This window comes from Bacillus sp. FSL L8-0167 (genome assembly GCF_038630295.1).
Classification (GTDB): domain Bacteria; phylum Bacillota; class Bacilli; order Bacillales; family Bacillaceae; genus Bacillus; species Bacillus safensis.
This window is the reverse complement of the sequence record NZ_CP152027.1, coordinates 3,009,176-3,025,505: the sequence shown is the minus strand read 5'-3', so window position 1 is coordinate 3,025,505 and position 16,330 is coordinate 3,009,176. Positions and strand designations below refer to the sequence as shown.

At 42.3% G+C, this 16,330-nt stretch carries 16 protein-coding genes; 10 read left to right on the top strand and 6 right to left on the bottom strand.

Translation table 11 applies throughout. The features are described 5' to 3' along the window. Nucleotides 1-32: 32 nt before the first annotated feature. Entirely contained in the window at nt 33-1,349 is a 1,317-nt protein-coding gene (locus MHB66_RS15725; protein WP_046313189.1) for a sensor histidine kinase, read from the top strand. Next, nucleotides 1,346-2,278, top strand: coding sequence for a response regulator (locus tag MHB66_RS15720; protein ID WP_046313190.1), 933 nt, complete (start codon nt 1,346-1,348; stop codon nt 2,276-2,278). Before MHB66_RS15725 ends, MHB66_RS15720 begins: the two co-directional genes overlap by 4 nt. Nucleotides 2,279-2,297: 19 nt before the next feature. On the opposite strand, the gene MHB66_RS15715 is transcribed toward MHB66_RS15720, so the two are convergent. Beyond that, nucleotides 2,298-2,903 carry a TetR/AcrR family transcriptional regulator gene (locus MHB66_RS15715; RefSeq protein WP_046313193.1) on the bottom strand — a complete coding sequence of 202 codons (606 nt, stop codon included), beginning with the start codon at nt 2,901-2,903 and terminating at the stop codon, nt 2,298-2,300. An 88-nt stretch (nt 2,904-2,991) separates the two neighbouring features. Here MHB66_RS15715 and MHB66_RS15710 point away from each other — a divergent pair, with 88 nt between their 5' ends. Beyond that, nucleotides 2,992-3,540, top strand: a complete 549-nt coding sequence (locus tag MHB66_RS15710; protein ID WP_034280914.1) for a hypothetical protein — start codon at nt 2,992-2,994, stop codon at nt 3,538-3,540. A gap of 37 nt (nt 3,541-3,577) precedes the next feature. Here MHB66_RS15710 and MHB66_RS15705 read toward each other — a convergent pair whose 3' ends face one another. Genes MHB66_RS15705 through MHB66_RS15695 form a run of 3 tightly spaced genes read right to left on the bottom strand, consistent with a single transcriptional unit; the run spans nt 3,578 to nt 6,145 of the window. Then, nucleotides 3,578-4,516 (bottom strand): metal ABC transporter substrate-binding protein, encoded by a 939-nt coding sequence (locus MHB66_RS15705; protein WP_041115667.1) that lies wholly within the window; start codon nt 4,514-4,516, stop codon nt 3,578-3,580. 13 nt (nt 4,517-4,529) lie between these two features. Next, nucleotides 4,530-5,402 carry a metal ABC transporter permease gene (locus MHB66_RS15700; protein ID WP_024423468.1) on the bottom strand — a complete coding sequence of 291 codons (873 nt, stop codon included), beginning with the start codon at nt 5,400-5,402 and terminating at the stop codon, nt 4,530-4,532. Beyond that, nucleotides 5,402-6,145, bottom strand: a complete 744-nt coding sequence (locus tag MHB66_RS15695) for a metal ABC transporter ATP-binding protein (RefSeq protein ID WP_024423467.1) — start codon at nt 6,143-6,145, stop codon at nt 5,402-5,404. Before MHB66_RS15695 ends, MHB66_RS15700 begins: the two co-directional genes overlap by 1 nt. 412 nt (nt 6,146-6,557) lie before the next feature. Between MHB66_RS15695 and MHB66_RS15690 the strand changes: the two genes are divergently transcribed. The 7 genes from MHB66_RS15690 to MHB66_RS15660 all read left to right on the top strand — a co-directional run bounded on the left by MHB66_RS15690 (nt 6,558) and on the right by MHB66_RS15660 (nt 14,828). Then, complete coding sequence (locus MHB66_RS15690) at nt 6,558-8,657, top strand: heavy metal translocating P-type ATPase (protein WP_041115669.1); 2,100 nt, start codon at nt 6,558-6,560, stop codon at nt 8,655-8,657. A 141-nt stretch (nt 8,658-8,798) separates the two neighbouring features. After that, nucleotides 8,799-9,485, top strand: a complete 687-nt coding sequence (locus MHB66_RS15685; RefSeq protein ID WP_034280910.1) for a DsbA family protein — start codon at nt 8,799-8,801, stop codon at nt 9,483-9,485. Continuing rightward, a complete protein-coding gene (locus MHB66_RS15680) occupies nt 9,482-9,895 on the top strand; it encodes a disulfide oxidoreductase (RefSeq protein WP_024423464.1) in 414 nt (137 codons plus the stop codon). Before MHB66_RS15685 ends, MHB66_RS15680 begins: the two co-directional genes overlap by 4 nt. A 149-nt stretch (nt 9,896-10,044) precedes the next feature. Continuing rightward, entirely contained in the window at nt 10,045-10,656 is a 612-nt protein-coding gene (locus MHB66_RS15675; protein ID WP_024423463.1) for a trimeric intracellular cation channel family protein, read from the top strand. A gap of 309 nt (nt 10,657-10,965) precedes the next feature. Then, entirely contained in the window at nt 10,966-12,981 is a 2,016-nt protein-coding gene (locus tag MHB66_RS15670) for a Na+/H+ antiporter (protein WP_046313196.1), read from the top strand. Nucleotides 12,982-13,043: 62 nt separating this feature from the next. Then, a complete protein-coding gene (locus MHB66_RS15665; protein ID WP_034280908.1) occupies nt 13,044-13,913 on the top strand; it encodes an ROK family protein in 870 nt (289 codons plus the stop codon). Between the two features lie 69 nt (nt 13,914-13,982). After that, nucleotides 13,983-14,828, top strand: coding sequence for an aldo/keto reductase (locus MHB66_RS15660; RefSeq protein WP_039181397.1), 846 nt, complete (start codon nt 13,983-13,985; stop codon nt 14,826-14,828). 39 nt (nt 14,829-14,867) lie between these two features. Here the strand turns inward: MHB66_RS15660 and modB are convergent, their stop codons facing one another. Further along, nucleotides 14,868-15,533: a molybdate ABC transporter permease subunit gene (gene modB / locus MHB66_RS15655; protein ID WP_046313199.1), complete on the bottom strand. Its 666-nt coding sequence runs from the start codon at nt 15,531-15,533 to the stop codon at nt 14,868-14,870. Continuing rightward, on the bottom strand, nt 15,533-16,312 hold the full coding sequence (gene modA / locus MHB66_RS15650; protein WP_342490560.1) for a molybdate ABC transporter substrate-binding protein: 780 nt from the start codon (nt 16,310-16,312) through the stop codon (nt 15,533-15,535). The genes modB and modA overlap by 1 nt, the downstream gene beginning before the upstream one ends. Between the last annotated feature and the right edge of the window lie 18 nt (nt 16,313-16,330).

The following is a 16,330-nucleotide window of genomic DNA, read 5'->3' as shown; positions in this document are numbered from 1 at the left end:
ACTATCGTCAATTATTAGGGATGTGACTGCGTTTGAATCTACTGAAAAAATGGCTGAATACAGAGCCTTATTTAATTGTGCTGCTCATTGTACTGACGCCGATTGGCGGAGAGTTTAAATTTTATCCATTTGAGGACAGCTTTCGGGTCAGCTTTGGAACCGTTGTCTTTTTCTTTATCCTGCTTCAAATGAAAAGATTTCCGGCATGGGCAAGCGGCATCATCGCTGGGATATCTGTTTTTGCGTTTCGCGTGCTGCTTGATACAGCTGTGACAGGGCATCTTCCGCTTGAAGAGGCAGTTTCATTAAGATTTCCTTCCCTGCTTTATTATGTTGTCTATGGCACACTCTTTTATTTATTGAAGGTCAGACGTTTCCGCGATCAGCCATGGCTGATTGGCGCAACAGGCATCGTCATGGAGCTGTGCGCAAGCGTTGTTGAGATCATCGCACTTCGAGGCACGATGGATGAAATGTTAACGGTGCGGACGCTGTTTCAATTATTTGTTTTAGCGATTTTCAGAAGCTTTTTCGTGTTGGCTTGTTATACAATGATTCGCTTATATGAAGAGCAGGCGAGAGAGCGTCAGATGAAAAAGGAAAAGGAACATCTGCTGATGCTTCTGTCTAACCTTTACACAGAATCTACATATTTCCATAAAACACTCGCACATGCCGAGCACATTACGGCCACATCCTATCAATTGTATCAATCCCTTCACCACGCAAAGGATGCGGAATCATTGGATTTGAAAAAGCTCGGTAAAACCGCCTTGCAAATTGCAGGAGAGGTGCATGAAATCAAAAAGGATAACCAGCGGATTTTTTCTGCCTTATCAAAGCTGATTCATGAGGAAAACTTCCAGGCTTATGAGAGTCCTTCTCATATCGCTGGGCTTGTCATTCGCATTCATGAAAATTACGCAGAATCTCTTAAAAAAAATATCGTCTTTCATTATGATGAAGATGGGAAGCATCCCGCCTATCACGTGTATACCATTCTATCTTTGTTAAATAACATCGTATCCAACGCTGTTGAAGCCATTCCTGTAGATGGAGAGGTGTCACTTTCTATTTCACAGAAAGAAAACCACGTGATTTTTCAGATCAGCGACAACGGGCCTGGCATAAAAGAACGTAATCATCATGTGATTTTTAAACCGGGCTTCACTTTGAAATACGACCAGGCTGGGAATCCATCTAGCGGTATCGGGCTTGCCTATGTAAAGGATACAGCGGAGAAGCTTGGCGGAAGTGTTGAGATGAAGAGTATCCCAAATAAACAAACGATTTTCACATTAACGATACCAGTAAATCAAGTCAGTAGAAAAGAGGGGATTGGGAGATGAGATTTTTTATAGTTGATGATGATGAAGCCGTTCGTTCTTCACTGGCTCAGCTCATTGAAGATGAAGAGCTTGGCATTGTGGCCGGGGAAGCAGAGGATGGCGCAGAGTTAACAGCCAGCTACTTAAATGATTTTCACATTGATATCTTATGTATTGATCTATTGATGCCGGAAAGGGACGGGCTTGAAACGATTCGAGCGATCAAGGATGAGTTTCATGGGAAATACTTAATGCTGTCACAGGTTGAAACAAAGGAATTAATCGGACAGGCGTATACGCTTGGCGTCGAATATTATGTGACAAAGCCGATCAATCGTGTAGAGGTCTTAAGTGTCCTCCATCTGATGATTGAACGTCTTCATTTAGAGCATTCAATTGAAAATATTCAGCACTCACTCAAATCGGTCATGCAATTTCAGCAGCGCGGTCAGACGAAAACGAAGCAGCGGGGGAAAAGTCTTGCAGAGGCAGGTCAGTTTTTGCTGGCGGAGCTTGGTATTGTTGGTGAGAAGGGGTCTAAAGATTTATTAGATATGATTCTGTTTACAGACCAGTATTTAGCGCTGCATGCTGATCATCATGATTCCTTTCCTTCTTTAAAGATCATTTTTACTGGGATTACGGAGGATAAGTTAAGTGAGCCCTACACATCGGCAGACATCGCAAGAGAAGCAAAGGCAGCCGAACAGCGGGTAAGACGTGCGATCAACCAATCATTAAAGCACATCGCATCACTTGGGCTAACCGATTTTTCTCATCCAACGTTTGAAAATTACGCATCTAAATTTTTCGATTTCACCATCGTACGAAAGAAAATGAGTGAATTGACGAAAGAGATGAGCGGAAGAGAAGAACACACCCGCATCAATGTGAAGAAATTTGTGCAGGTGCTTTACTACGAAGCGAAACGTATTTTTATGGAAGATTAAAAAAAGACATGCTCTCCAATTAAGGAGACATGTCTTTTTTTGTGATGGATTGCAGGTGCATCTGCAGTACGGAGCGTATGAGCTGAGGCGGTATACGTTCGGGCTGCACGATTCCATTCAATGCAAGCCCATTGATGACCGCATAAAGCCGTTCGGTTTCTAATAAAAGATCGATATCATTTAGCAGCAGCCCATCCTCTTTCAATTTCATTAAACAATATTGGACCGTTTGGAAAAGCTCGTCATACATCTTTGCATTGAGCGGCTGTAAATCTGGTTCAGTCAGCGCCTTGACTGCAAAAGCCTGCCACACCTCCATTTCAAATTTTCTTTCTTCATCAAGTGGAAGAAGCTGCTCCAATAAAGTGAGGACATTTTCCTCCGTTGAACCGTTTAATGAAAGCCCTGTAATCCGCTCCTTGACTCTTTCTTGAATTAAATTCATAGAGAATAGAAATAACTCTTGCTGTGTGGAAAAATAATGACGCATAGAGCCGGCTGAAATTCCAGCTTCGACTGCTATTTTTCGTACAGAAGCGTTTTCCAATCCCTCTTGTTTAATCACTCTCATTGCAGCTTGAGCGACCTTTTGTTTTTGTTTATGGTGATCGACGATTTTTGGCATACATTGATTTTAGCATAGCTGTTGTTTTTTTAACACATCTGTGTTATTTTTTATTTAATACGATCGTATTAAAAAGGATGTGGAGAAATTGGTCGGTTTATTGATTGTGGCATGTGAAATTGGTTTTTGGCTGTTTATTCTAATGGGCTTAACGCTGCGTTATGTGTTTAAACAGAAAAAGTTGGGTGCTTTCTTTCTTGTCTGTACGCCGATTTTGGATTTAATCCTTCTTGCTGCAACTTATATAGATTTAAGGCAAGGGGCTGTGGCGAGTGTCATCCACGGGCTTGCGGCTGTTTATATTGGTGTGAGCCTTGCCTTCGGACATCAAATGGTGAAATGGGCAGATGCTAGGTTTGCCTATCGATTTGCAGGAGGTCCTAAGCCAAAGGGAAAACCAAAGTACGGGAAAGAGCGGTCTGTGTATGAAATGGTCGGCTGGGCGCGGCATTTCATTTCTTATGTTATTGGAGCGGGGCTGTTATATGGATTAACCTATCTTATCCAAGCACCAGAGCGGACGGAAGCACTGATGCAGCTTGTCAATACATGGGGGATGATCTTAACTATTGATTTCATCATTAGCATCAGCTACGTCATTTGGCCGAAAAAACATCCAGAAAATATAACAGGCTGACAAAAAAGACAGGCGGATTCACTCCACCTGTCTTTTCTTATGATGACAGCCCTTTGTAAATGGTGTCGATATTCCATTTCATCATCTTATAGTAGCTGTCTCCATCTTCACCTTCTTTTCCAATAGAGTCAGTGAAGACTTTTCCTTTGATCGGAACCCCGGTTTCCTCAGAGAGGCTTTCAAGGCTGCGTTTATCAACACTTGTTTCAAGAAAGAGCGCAGGAACTTGATGATCTTTGACAAAATGAATAATGCGCTTCATTTGTCCTGGTGTTCCTTCACTTTCTGTGTTGATCTCCCAAATATAGCCGGCTTTCAATCCATACGCCTCTGCAAAATATTTGAATGCCCCTTCACTTGTGACAAGGAGCTTTTTATCTTTTGGCAGCTGATCAAACTTGTCTTTTGCTTCATCGTGAAGCGCTTGAAGCTTTTTGATGTAGACTTCTGCATTTTTTTCGTAATCCTCTTTATGCTCAGGGTCTGCTTGAATGAGCGCATCTCGGGCATTTTGGGCATAAATGATCCCGTTCTCGACATTCAGCCATGCGTGCGGATCCTGCTGGCTTTCAAGGCCTTTTGATGACAAATGCTTCACTTTGACGCCTTTACTCAGCTCGGCTACAGGTGCATCATCCCCGTCCTTGCCGCTCGATTCAAGCAGCTTCTGAAACCAGCCGTTTCCTGTTTCAAGGTTCAAGCCATTATATAGAACAAGGTCTGCATCCGTCGTATACTGAACATCCTTTGGCAGCGGGTCAAATTCGTGTGGATCTGTACCAATGGGAACAATGCTGTGAATAGAGACATGCTGCCCGCCTACTTCCTTCACAATGTCATAAAGAATGGAGTAGGTCGTGACAACTTTTAATGTGCCGTCATCTTTACCGGAATTACTTTGCTGGGTCGAACAGCCTGCGATGATCATAAGAGCAATGAATACTGCGGTCAAACGGATAGCAAATACCTTCTTCATATATGTCCTCCTTTTACATAGACGCTTCCTTTTTTAAGTGCGTTCGTTTTCGTTTAGATTTTAATGATCTCCATAGAATGCCTTGTTTTGGTGAAAAGATAAAGGCACTGCCGAATAAAATAGTCGCGACCAGCACGATGGAAGCGCCTGATGACAAGTTATACGTAAAACTAAGCCCTAGACCTACGACAGCAGAAACAGCACCGAAAAAAGCAGATAAATAAATCATGATCCATAGCCGGTCCGTTAAGAGATAAGCGGTGGCTGCCGGCGTAATCAACATGGCAACAACAAGAATAATCCCAACGGTTTGCAGTGATGCAACAGTCACAAGGGTCAATAAGGTCATGAGAAAATAATGAATCATCCGATTCGGCAAACCGTAAACCGAAGAAATCACCGGATCAAATGAACTAATGAGCAGTTCCTTGTAGAAAACAATGACGGCTAGCAAAATAAAAATACCGATTCCCAGTGTAATCCACATATCAGATGATCGAACAGCTAGAACGTTTCCAAATAGAATATGATATAGATCACTTGAACTTTTCAAAAATGTGATCAAAATAATTCCGATTGAGAAAAAGGCTGTGAAGACAATGCCGATGGCAGAATCATTTTTTATGCGGCTGTTTTGACTTACATAACCGATCCCAATCGCTGTTAACACCCCAGTTAAAACGGCCCCGAAGAAAAAGTTAATTCCCAGCATATAAGAGATGGCGACACCTGGCAGTACGGCGTGTGAAATGGCGTCTCCCATCAGGGCCATGCCGCGTAAAATGATAAAGCAGCCGATAACGCCGCAAATGATGCCTACCATGACAGATGTAAATAGCGCTTTTTGTAAAAAAGCATATTCAAAGAGTCCGGTTAAAAATTCCATTACACGTCTCCTCCTGCTGATTTTAAGAATGGCAGCTGTGTTTCATATGCTTCCAGCATGATTTCTGGGCGAAGGATGTCGTGTACAGGCCCTGCTTTGATGAGTTTTTTATTTAACAGAACAAGATGGCTGAAATAATCATCTGCCTTACTCAAATCATGATGGACAACCAAAATGGTTTTCCCTTCATCTCGTAATTCCTTCAAAATGCGAACCATCGTTTCTTCACTTGCCATATCAATCCCGACAAATGGTTCATCCAAACAGAAGAGCTGTGCGTTTTGAGCAAGTGCCCTTGCAAGGAAGACACGCTGCTGCTGTCCGCCGGATAACTCACCGATTTGTCTTTTGGCAAAGTCCTGCATCCCGACTTTTTCTAAACAGTGATACGCATATGCCCGGTCTTCTTTTTTTGGACGTTTGATTAGTCCGAGCTTCGGATATGTTCCAAGTAGTACGGTATCCAGTACATGAATCGGAAACGTCCAATCTAAATCATTTCTCTGCGGTACATAGGCGATTTGTTTTCTGACTTGTTTAAAGGGCTGCTCAAAAAAACGAATATCCCCTTGGTCTTTTTCAATGAGATCCAAACATGCCTTGAGTAACGTCGATTTACCAGCACCATTTGGACCGATGATTCCTGTCATTGTCCCTTCCTGTATGGAAAGAGAGACATTCTCTAATGCATCCTGTCCGTGATATGAGACATGAAGACGGTCGATTGTTAAAGCATTTGACATCTCTTGCGGCCCCTTTCAATCATCATTGCACTTCCTAAAGATATATGCATACATTAAATAATTTTGACTAAAGGATGAAATGATTCACTAACGCTAATTTGTTTCCTTAGGGAAACTTTTATTTTATTCTAAGCTTATGTCCTTCTTTTGTAAAGAGAAAAACTGCAAATGATCGTTTTTATGTTATGCGGGGAGCGGGGGACATGAGCTTGGTTTATTGAAAATCCGTGTGACAGAATTGGACACAAAAAACCAATGATTTCTTCAGAAATGATTGACAGAAGACAAGAACTCCTCATATAATAAAGGTAATCTAATATATGAATATATGCTCATATATAAAGTTTTTGATTTTTAATAGGTTTCATCGATCCAGGGAACGTTACTTATCATATAGAAAAAAGGTGAGAACATGAAAAAAATGAAGGATGAATACGTATTAAGCGGTCTTGATTGTGGAAACTGTGCACGTAAAATTGAAACAGGTGTCAGCAAAATGGATGGCGTTGAAGCTTGTTCCGTTAATTTTGCGACAGGGACATTGACTGTCACACATGCAGATAAGCAAGAAACGATGTCAAAGCGTATTGAAAAAACAGTTCAGTCCATCGAACCTCATGTGAGTGTATCACCAAAAGAAGAGGGACATCACCACGATCATGATCATGGGACAAAGAATTTAAAAGCGATTGTGCTGAAATTAATTGGCGGTGCAGTTATAGGAACAGCAGCTTATTTTATACCAGAAGATGGCTTACTGAAATTTATCATGTTTTTCGCAGCGTATTTACTAGTCGGCGGTGATGTGGTTTTTAAAGCGCTGAAAAATATCGTGCGCGGCCAAGTATTTGATGAGAACTTCTTAATGACCATTGCAACTGCTGGCGCTTTTGTGATTCAGCAATATCCAGAGGCACTGGCAGTGATGCTGTTTTACCAAATTGGAGAGCTGTTCCAAGGGGCAGCAGTGAATCGTTCAAGACGATCCATTAGTGAATTAATGAATATTCGCCCTGAATATGCAAATCTCAAAGTAGGAAATGAAACAAAAAAAGTGAAGCCGGAAGAAGTAAAAGTCGGTGACCGTATCGTCGTAAAACCGGGCGAAAAAATTCCACTTGATGGTCTTGTCATTGAAGGATTTTCACTTGTGGATACCTCTGCATTAACAGGTGAGTCTGTGCCGCGGGATGTAGAAGCAGGGAAAGAAGTTCTTGCAGGATTTGTGAATCAAAACGGTATTCTTGAAATTGAAGTGCAAAAAGGGCTAAGTGAATCGGCCGTGACGAAAATTTTAGATTTGGTTGAAAATGCGAGCAGCCGAAAAGCACAGACAGAAAACTTTATCACAAAGTTTGCAAAATACTATACACCGGCTGTCGTTGTATTAGCATTGCTGCTTGCCTTTGTGCCGCCGCTTCTCATTCCATCAGCACAATTGTCTGACTGGGTTTACCGGGCACTCGTTTTCCTAGTGATTTCTTGTCCTTGTGCGCTTGTCGTGTCCATCCCATTAGGGTTCTTCGGGGGAATTGGGGCAGCTTCTAAACGAGGCATCTTAGTAAAGGGCAGTAACTATTTAGAAGCACTAAACTCTGTGAGTTATGCTGTATTTGATAAGACGGGCACACTCACAAAAGGGAACTTTACGGTGACCAATATCGTGACAACGAGCGACAAGTGGTCAGAAGAGGAGCTGCTTTCTTTTGCAGCTTTAGCAGAAGCTCACTCATCACATCCGATTGCTGAATCGATTAAAGCGGCATATGGTTCGCCGCTTGATGAAAGCCAGATCGAAGCCTATGAGGATATTGCGGGACATGGAATTAAAGCGACCATCAGTGGTTCACAAGTGTTAGCGGGTAATCATCGCTTGATGGAACGAGAAGGCATTTCGTATGAAAAAGAAAAACGAAGCGGAACAGTTGTGTACATGGCCATTAACGGTGAGTTTGCCGGATCGATCTTGATTGCAGATGAATTAAAGGATGATGCAATTGAAGCGGTCTCAGCTCTAAAAGCATCTGGCATTCAAACAGTCATGCTGACTGGTGATGCCAAGCAAGTCGGAACAGCGGTCGCCCAGCAAATTGGCATTGATGAAGTACATGCCGAATTATTACCGCAGGATAAAGTAACGAAATTAGAAGAAATTGATCAGAAAAAAGCGCCTCAAGAAAAATTATTATTTGTTGGGGACGGCATTAATGATACACCGGTATTAGCAAGAGCAGACATAGGAATTGCGATGGGCGGACTTGGTTCAGATGCAGCGGTAGAAGCGGCTGATATCGTCATTATGACAGACCAGCCGTCAAAAGTAGCAGAAGCCATCGCTGTCGCTAAACGAACAAGAAGAATTGTATGGCAGAACATTGCATTTGCTCTTGGAGTTAAAGGGGTTTTCCTATTACTCGGAGCATTTGGTATTGCGACCATGTGGGAAGCCGTCTTCTCGGATGTCGGTGTGACTGTACTCGCTGTTTTAAATGCCATGAGGGTAATGAAATAAAATTGTTAGGAAAAATTCATGAATACCATCTTTCATAATGAATCCCCTCTTGTTAAAATAGAAGAAGTTGGATAATGGCATTATTCTAAGCTATTATCCTTTTTCTTTTGAAGGAATGAAAAAGATAAGGTAGGTGCTTATGTGAGTAAAAAAAATAATCAATCATCATCCATTAAATTTGCTGTCATTTTAACCATTATCGCAGCTCTTCTCATCGGATTATTCGTCGTCATTGGAAATAACAACAGCAAAGAAGCACAAACGGTTGACAGTAAGCCTTCTATTAAAGGACAGCCTGTCATGGGAGATAAAAACGCAGCCGTACAAATTGTCGAGTTTGGGGATTATAAATGTCCATCATGTAAATCATTTGAAACAGACATTTTCCCAAAGCTGAAAGCGGACTACATAGATAAAGGCGATGTATCATTTTCGTTTATTAACTTGCCACTTCCTGTTCATGGAGATGGCGCAGTGCTGGCAGCACTAGCTTCTGAAGAAGTGTGGAAAGAAGATCCGAAAAACTTTTGGGCATTTCATGAAGCTGTCTATCAAGCACAGCCAGATAGTGAAGCAGAATGGGTCACGCCTGCTAAGCTGACAGAGCTAGCGAAAAAGACAACAAAAATAGACACGGACAAGCTTAAAGATCATCTATCAAAGAAAACATATCAGCCGCAGCTGAACACAGACGATCAGCTTGTGAACCAATATAAAGTGAATGCAACACCAACTCTTTTCATTAACAATAAACAAGTCGAAAACTTTTATGACTATGATGAAATCAAAGAATTAATTGATCAAGAGCTCAAAGGGAAAAAATCATGAAGAATAAGCTTGTTTACTTATACAGTGCTTGGATCGTTTCTATCGTTGCGACGATGAGCAGCCTGTATTTAAGTGAAGTAAAGAAGTTTATCCCATGTGATATGTGCTGGTTTCAGCGCATTTTCATGTACCCGCTCGTGCTTTTACTTGGAATTGCGACATTCAGAGGCGATGTGAAAGTGAAATATTACGTTCTGCCTCTGGCTGTGATTGGCGCTTGTTTTTCTATCTATCATTATATGGAACAAAAGATACCTGGCTTTGCATCGATTCGCCCTTGCCTGAGCGGTATTCCTTGTTCTGTTGATTATTTGAACTGGTTTGGTTTTATCACCATTCCACTGCTAGCTCTTATTGCATTTATTCTCATCATCATTAGTATGCTGCTGTTAAATGCAAAAGAAGATTGAAAGAGATAGCCTGCTTATAAGCGGGCTATTTTTTATTTTTGCAAAAAGATAAAATTTAAAGAAAATTTGTATTGCTTTTCACCTGTGTCAGATATACATTAAGGGAGTAGTGTTAGATGATCAGATAAAGGTAAGGAGATAAGCGGAAAATGGCATGGGAAGTCTTAAGTATCATTGGCATTGTCGCATTCGCTATTAGTGGTGCGATTGTTGCAATGGAGGAAGAGTACGATATTCTTGGTGTGTACATTTTAGGGATTGTGACAGCATTTGGCGGTGGAGCGATTCGGAATCTATTAATTGGTCTTCCGGTGTCTGCTTTATGGTCACAGGGTAAAATGTTTACGATTGCCCTTGTATCCATTACGATTGTGTTTCTTTTTCCAAAGCTTTTGCTCAAGCACTGGAGCACATGGGGAAATTTCTCGGATGCGATCGGTTTAGCAGCGTTTGCGATTCAAGGCGCATTATTTGCTGTGCAAAGAGAACTCCCGCTCAGTGCAGTCATTGTGGCAGCCATATTGACTGGAAGCGGCGGCGGAATTGTGCGTGATTTATTAGCAGGGCGAAAGCCGCTTGTGCTAAAAGCAGAGATTTACGCCGTATGGGCAGCCCTTGGCGGCTTATTCGTTGGACTCGGCTTAGCGCAAGGAGAGCTTGCTTTATATTTGCTGTTTGTCATCCTCGTCGTATGCAGGGTTTGTTCCTACTTATTCAAATGGCGCCTTCCCGCCAGGTCTTATTTTTTAAATAAAGGGTAAAACGAAAAAGGGCGATTCCGCTCTTTTTTTTGTGTTTAATAAGAGCTGAATATCAGCAGATGATGGAGTTTTCGTGTAAAATAAAAGAAGGGTCTTTTGTTCATCATTTGAACAATACATATGATGAAAATTTTGTCAGCAGGCTGAATATCTGGATTCAGCCTTTTTTTGCCTAGATGGATTGTTATGTGTTGGTTTCACTTTTTGCGGAATACTAAAGAAGCACTTCTGAGCGGACGGATGTAATGAACACATCTTTGCATGTAAGCAAAACTTGACGAAAAATATACATAGGAGGGACATGTACTAGTGGAGATTTTTTTGGCAGTGCTCGTACTACTGGCACTCATTGCAGCATCTAATATTATCAATCGTTTTGTCCCCTTTATTCCCGTTCCGTTAATTCAAGTGGGCTTAGGAATATTGGTGGCAGCTTTTCCTTCAGGTTTACATATTTCTTTAAATCCTGAACTCTTCTTCGTTCTATTTATTGCGCCGCTGTTATTTAATGACGGAAAGCGTACCCCAAGGGACGAGCTATGGAAATTAAGAGCACCGATTCTTCTTTTAGCGCTTGGTTTAGTGTTTGCGACCGTCATTGTAGCGGGATATACCATTCATTGGATGATTCCAAGCATACCGCTTCCAGCCGCATTTGCGCTTGCAGCAATTTTATCACCGACAGATGTGGTGGCAGTAAGTGCTTTATCCAGCCGTGTGAATATGCCAAAGGGCATCATGAGACTGCTGGAAGGCGAAGGGCTGATGAACGATGCATCAGGACTTGTCGCCTTTAAATTTGCCATTGCTGCAACGGTGACGGGAGCTTTTTCAATTGCTCAGGCCTCCTTTAGTTTTGTACTGATTGCAGCAGGCGGGTTATTGACTGGATTTATTCTATCCTTTTTTATCATTCGTTTTCGCTATTTCCTCCGCCGTTTAGGAATGGACGATGTCACAATGCATATCATCCTGCAAATCCTTACACCATTTGTGATTTATTTAGCAGCGGAAGAAATCGGTGTATCCGGCATTTTAGCTGTTGTGGCTGGCGGTGTGACACATGCCATTGAGCAAGACCGAATGGAAGCGAATTTAGCCAAGCTGCAAATTGCTTCATCAAACACCTGGAATATTATTTTATTTATTTTAAACGGCCTTGTTTTCGTCATACTTGGACTGCAGATTCCGGATGTTTCCACAGTTATTTTCCAGGATGAAGCCTTTAACAACATGCAGGTGATTGGCTACATCTTAATTATTACACTATGTCTCATGGTGCTGCGGTTCTTATGGGTATGGCTGTTCTGGGCAGGAAAATGGAGTGCAACGAAAAAGCAAAATGTGAAAAAGCCGAAGCTTCGCGCCTCGATGCTCATGACATTCTCTGGTGTCCGCGGGGCTGTGACATTGGCCGGTGCCTTCTCTATTCCATTTACGCTTGCGGACGGATCACCATTTCCAGAGCGGCACTTGATTATTTTCCTCGCAGCTGGTGTGATTTTATGTACGCTCATTTTAGCCAGTGTGTTACTGCCTCTTTTATCAGAGAAAAAAGACAAGCAAGTCGACGTGGACTTGGATACAAAGATTCAGCATGCAAAACGAAAGCTGCTGAGAAGTGCTATTAAAACCTTAAAAGAAGGAATGAATGAGGACAACAGGGAAGTGTCTCTTTCACTCATCAATGATTATAGAATGAAGCTGAGAAATATCCAGCGTGAACCCTACCAATTTGGGATGAGAAGACAAGAGCGAAAAATCAGACTGCACGGTATCAAAGCAGAACAGATGAAACTTCAACAATTAATTGAGGAAGAGAAAATTGACAAGGAAGAAGCCTATGAGCTGCAAGAAAGATTTCATGAGCTGGAAATGCTGTATTCAAACTCCTTCAAAATTCGCTTTTCAAAGGTGAAGTTTCTGCGCTTGCTTCAATGGCTGCAATTATGGCGGCCGAATCAGCACATTTCAAGCGGCATTTTAGAAAACGAGGAATCGTACAAACAAATCCGTAAGAAAACCGCTGAAGCTGCAGTAGATTCGATCAAACATCATATGACAGATGAAAACCAACAAACGTGCCACCAAGTCATTGGTTTTTACAATCAAGTGATTTTCCGCTGTGAACACGGTCCAAGCTTCTTCCAGCAAAAAGACCGTTCATTTGAGCGGAAGAAAAAAGAGCTGAACTTCCAAGCTGTACAGACGATTCGAAATGAAATTCAAACCTTATATGAAGACGGTGAGATCAATCGTGATATTGCCCATCATTTAAGGGAGTATATCAATGACATGGAAGCTGTTCTGCTCACCAATACGTGATGTTGTCATCTTCTCCCCCATGTTTTATGATGAAGAAAGAGAACAAGCAGGGGGGATCAATGATGGCGTATTATGGAGCAATTGAAGCTGGGGGTACAAAATTTTGTTGTGCAATCGGCAATGAGCATGGAGACATCTTAGAGGAAATGACGATTCCGACAGAGCACCCGGAGAAAACAATACAAAAGCTCATTCCATTTTTTGAGCAGCATGACATTGCAGCATTAGGGGTTGGCTCCTTTGGACCCATTTGTGTTCAAAAGGATGATCCTTCATACGGTTATATCATGAACACGCCAAAAGTGGAGTGGAAGCATTATCCGTTCATTCCTGAGCTTGAGAAGCAATTAGGTGTCCCAGTATCTTTTACAACCGATGTCAATGCCGCAGCACTAGGTGAATTAACAAAGGGGGCAGCCAAAGGGCTAAGCAGCTGTTTGTATATCACGGTCGGTACAGGCATTGGTGCGGGAGCTGTTGTGAAAAATGAGCTTCTACACGGCCATTCACATCCTGAGATGGGACATATCCTTATCAGACAGGATGAATCGGATTCGTTTGCAGGTATCTGTCCGGCACATGGAAATTGTTTAGAAGGACTGGCAGCTGGACCAGCGATTGAGAAAAGGTGGGGGAAACCTGCCAAAGAGCTTACGAAGGAAGAAGCGGTTTGGTCACTTGAGGCGGATTATTTAGCGCAGGCGCTTATGCAGTACTCGCTCATTTTAAGCCCAGAGCGCATCATCATGGGCGGAGGCGTCATGAAGCAAAAGCAGCTATTCCCACTAATTCGTGAGAAGCTGGCTGCTTATGTCAATGATTATGTGGACCTGCCGCCGCTTGATACATACATTGTCTCCCCTGGACTTGAGGACAAGGCTGGCATGACAGGTGCGCTGCTCTTAGCCATCGAAGCAAAGAGAAACGCCTGATAATAGAGTTTTGAAGTACAACATGAGATAATGAAAGAGATGGAATCTATAAAAAAGGTGGTTGTTAAAATGGTCAAAAGCTTGAATGATACCGTAACATTGAATAACGGAGTCGAAATGCCTTGGTTTGGTTTAGGTGTATTCAAAGTGGAGGACGGCAATCAAGTGGTAGATGCCGTAAAAGCAGCCATACGAAACGGATATCGCAGCATTGATACGGCAGCTGTTTATAAAAATGAGACAGGCGTAGGAAAAGCGATTAAAGAATCTGGCGTGAAACGAGAAGACTTATTTATCACATCTAAAGTATGGAACACAGATCAAGGCTATGACAAAGCGCTTGAAGCGTTTGACGCAAGCTTAAACCGATTAGGTCTTGATTACTTAGACCTCTATTTGATTCATTGGCCTGGACCAAATGCAGATACATTTAAAGACACATGGCGCGCACTTGAGAAGCTTTATAAAGACGGGAAAGTCAGAGCCATTGGAGTCAGCAATTTCTACATTCAGCATTTAGAAGAGCTGTTAAAAGATGCTGAGGTTGTTCCAGCTGTGAACCAAGTTGAATTTCATCCGAAACTGACACTTGTTGAACTGCGTCAATATGCAAAGGAAAAAGGCATTCAAATTGAGGCATGGTCTCCGCTGATGCAAGGGAAGCTATTAGATCATGACGTATTGAAAGACATTGCTGCACGCTACAACAAATCTGTTGCTCAAGTCATCTTGCGCTGGGATCTGCAAAGCGGTGTTGTGACAATTCCTAAATCAATCAATGAAGAACGTATTAAACAAAATGCAGACATCTTTGACTTCGAGCTTTCCAAAGAAGACATGGAAAAAATCGATGCATTAAACAATAACGAACGCGTCGGCTCAAATCCAGAGACAATGACGGTTGGGTTTGAATAAATAATAAAATCCTCTTTCTTATATGAGAAAGAGGATTTTTTACGTACTGCTTCGGCGCACAGCCAAGAGCATGATAAAAGATAAGATCACAATACAAATCGTCCAGGCCCAAGCGAGCTCCATTCGTCCAGAATCAATCGCCACATAGATAGCGGTTGGAAGAGTTTGCGTTTTTCCCGGGATGTTGCCGGCAAACATTAAGGTCGCCCCGAATTCCCCAAGGGCTCTGGCAAAGCTGAGGACGCTGCCTGACAAGAGGGAAGGCAGGGCAAGTGGTACTGTAATATAGGCAAAGACTTGGAATGAATGAGCACCATCTACTTTTGCAGCCCCTTCAATATCTGACTCAATCGTAGAAAATCCAGCTTTTGCTGATTGATACATAAGCGGGAATGCCACAACCGTTGATGCAATTACCGCCGCCCACCATGTGAAAATGACCGGCTGGTGGAAGATCCATTCAATTGCTTCCCCGATCATGCTATGCCTTCCGAATATGACGAGCAATAAAAACCCTACAACCGTTGGCGGGAGGACAAGCGGCATCATCAAGAGTGTTTCTACGATCATTTTCCCTTTAAATGATGTTCGCGCCATCCAATAGCCAATCATTGTACCAAAAACAGTTGCCAGCAGCCCGCTCACAACGGCAACTTGCACGGACAGCCAGATGGGAGATAGAAATTCTTCAGTCAGCATGGGCATTATGTCACTTGAAAGCCGTACTTTTTAAAAATGGATTTGGCTGCTTTTGATTGTAGAAATTGAAAAAAGGACTTGGCTTCCTCTAAATGTTCTGTCCCTTTTACGATCCCTACCGGGTAAATGATCGGGGAATGCATGTCCTGATTGGCTTCAGCCGCAATCTTTACTTTTTTGGAAACGAGGGCATCTGTCTTATACACAACACCTGCTTCCACATTTCCTGTTTCTACGTAGCTTAAAACCTGCCGTACATCCTTGCCGTACACAGTATTCTTTTTCACTTGATCCCAGATGTTCAGTTTTGTAAAAATCTCTTTGCCGTATGTACCAGCAGGAACGGATTCAAGTGTGCCAAGAGCAACCTTTCCTTTTATGTGCTCGACATCTTGAAAGCTTTTAATAGAGGAAGAGTGATCTTTTGGCACAATGAGTACAAGCTCATTTTGGATGGCATCCTTGATAAAATGTTGATCGATGTCTCCAGATTTCACAAGCTCATCAAAGGGCGCTTCAGCTGCAGAGAAAAAGAGATCCGCCTTTGCCCCTTGCGCAATTTGCTGCTTCAATGCGCCGGATGACCCGAAATTATTTGTTAATGTCACATTCGGATGCTCATCGTTAAAGGCAGATTCAATTTCTTTAAGTGCATCCTGAAGACTTGCCGCAGCTGAAATGACAAGCTCTGTTTTTTTGGTTGTTGTATCCGATGACTTCATCTCTGTTTGACACCCGCTCAGGAGCAAACAGATGGCGATGAAGGCGAAGAACGTATACTTCATGTTCACACCTCTTATTAT

Coding starts and splice junctions, on each gene's coding strand:
- MHB66_RS15695 (WP_024423467.1), bottom strand. CDS start 6,145: ATGTCAAATGCTTTAACAATCGACCGTCTTCATGTCTCATATCACGGA.
- MHB66_RS15700 (WP_024423468.1), bottom strand. CDS start 5,402: ATGGAATTTTTAACCGGACTCTTTGAATATGCTTTTTTACAAAAAGCG.
- MHB66_RS15720 (WP_046313190.1), top strand. CDS start 1,346: ATGAGATTTTTTATAGTTGATGATGATGAAGCCGTTCGTTCTTCACTG.
- MHB66_RS15705 (WP_041115667.1), bottom strand. CDS start 4,516: ATGAAGAAGGTATTTGCTATCCGTTTGACCGCAGTATTCATTGCTCTT.
- MHB66_RS15690 (WP_041115669.1), top strand. CDS start 6,558: ATGAAAAAAATGAAGGATGAATACGTATTAAGCGGTCTTGATTGTGGA.
- MHB66_RS15715 (WP_046313193.1), bottom strand. CDS start 2,903: ATGCCAAAAATCGTCGATCACCATAAACAAAAACAAAAGGTCGCTCAA.
- modB (WP_046313199.1), bottom strand. CDS start 15,533: ATGCCCATGCTGACTGAAGAATTTCTATCTCCCATCTGGCTGTCCGTG.
- MHB66_RS15660 (WP_039181397.1), top strand. CDS start 13,983: ATGGTCAAAAGCTTGAATGATACCGTAACATTGAATAACGGAGTCGAA.
- modA (WP_342490560.1), bottom strand. CDS start 16,312: ATGAAGTATACGTTCTTCGCCTTCATCGCCATCTGTTTGCTCCTGAGC.
- MHB66_RS15680 (WP_024423464.1), top strand. CDS start 9,482: ATGAAGAATAAGCTTGTTTACTTATACAGTGCTTGGATCGTTTCTATC.
- MHB66_RS15675 (WP_024423463.1), top strand. CDS start 10,045: ATGGCATGGGAAGTCTTAAGTATCATTGGCATTGTCGCATTCGCTATT.
- MHB66_RS15665 (WP_034280908.1), top strand. CDS start 13,044: ATGGCGTATTATGGAGCAATTGAAGCTGGGGGTACAAAATTTTGTTGT.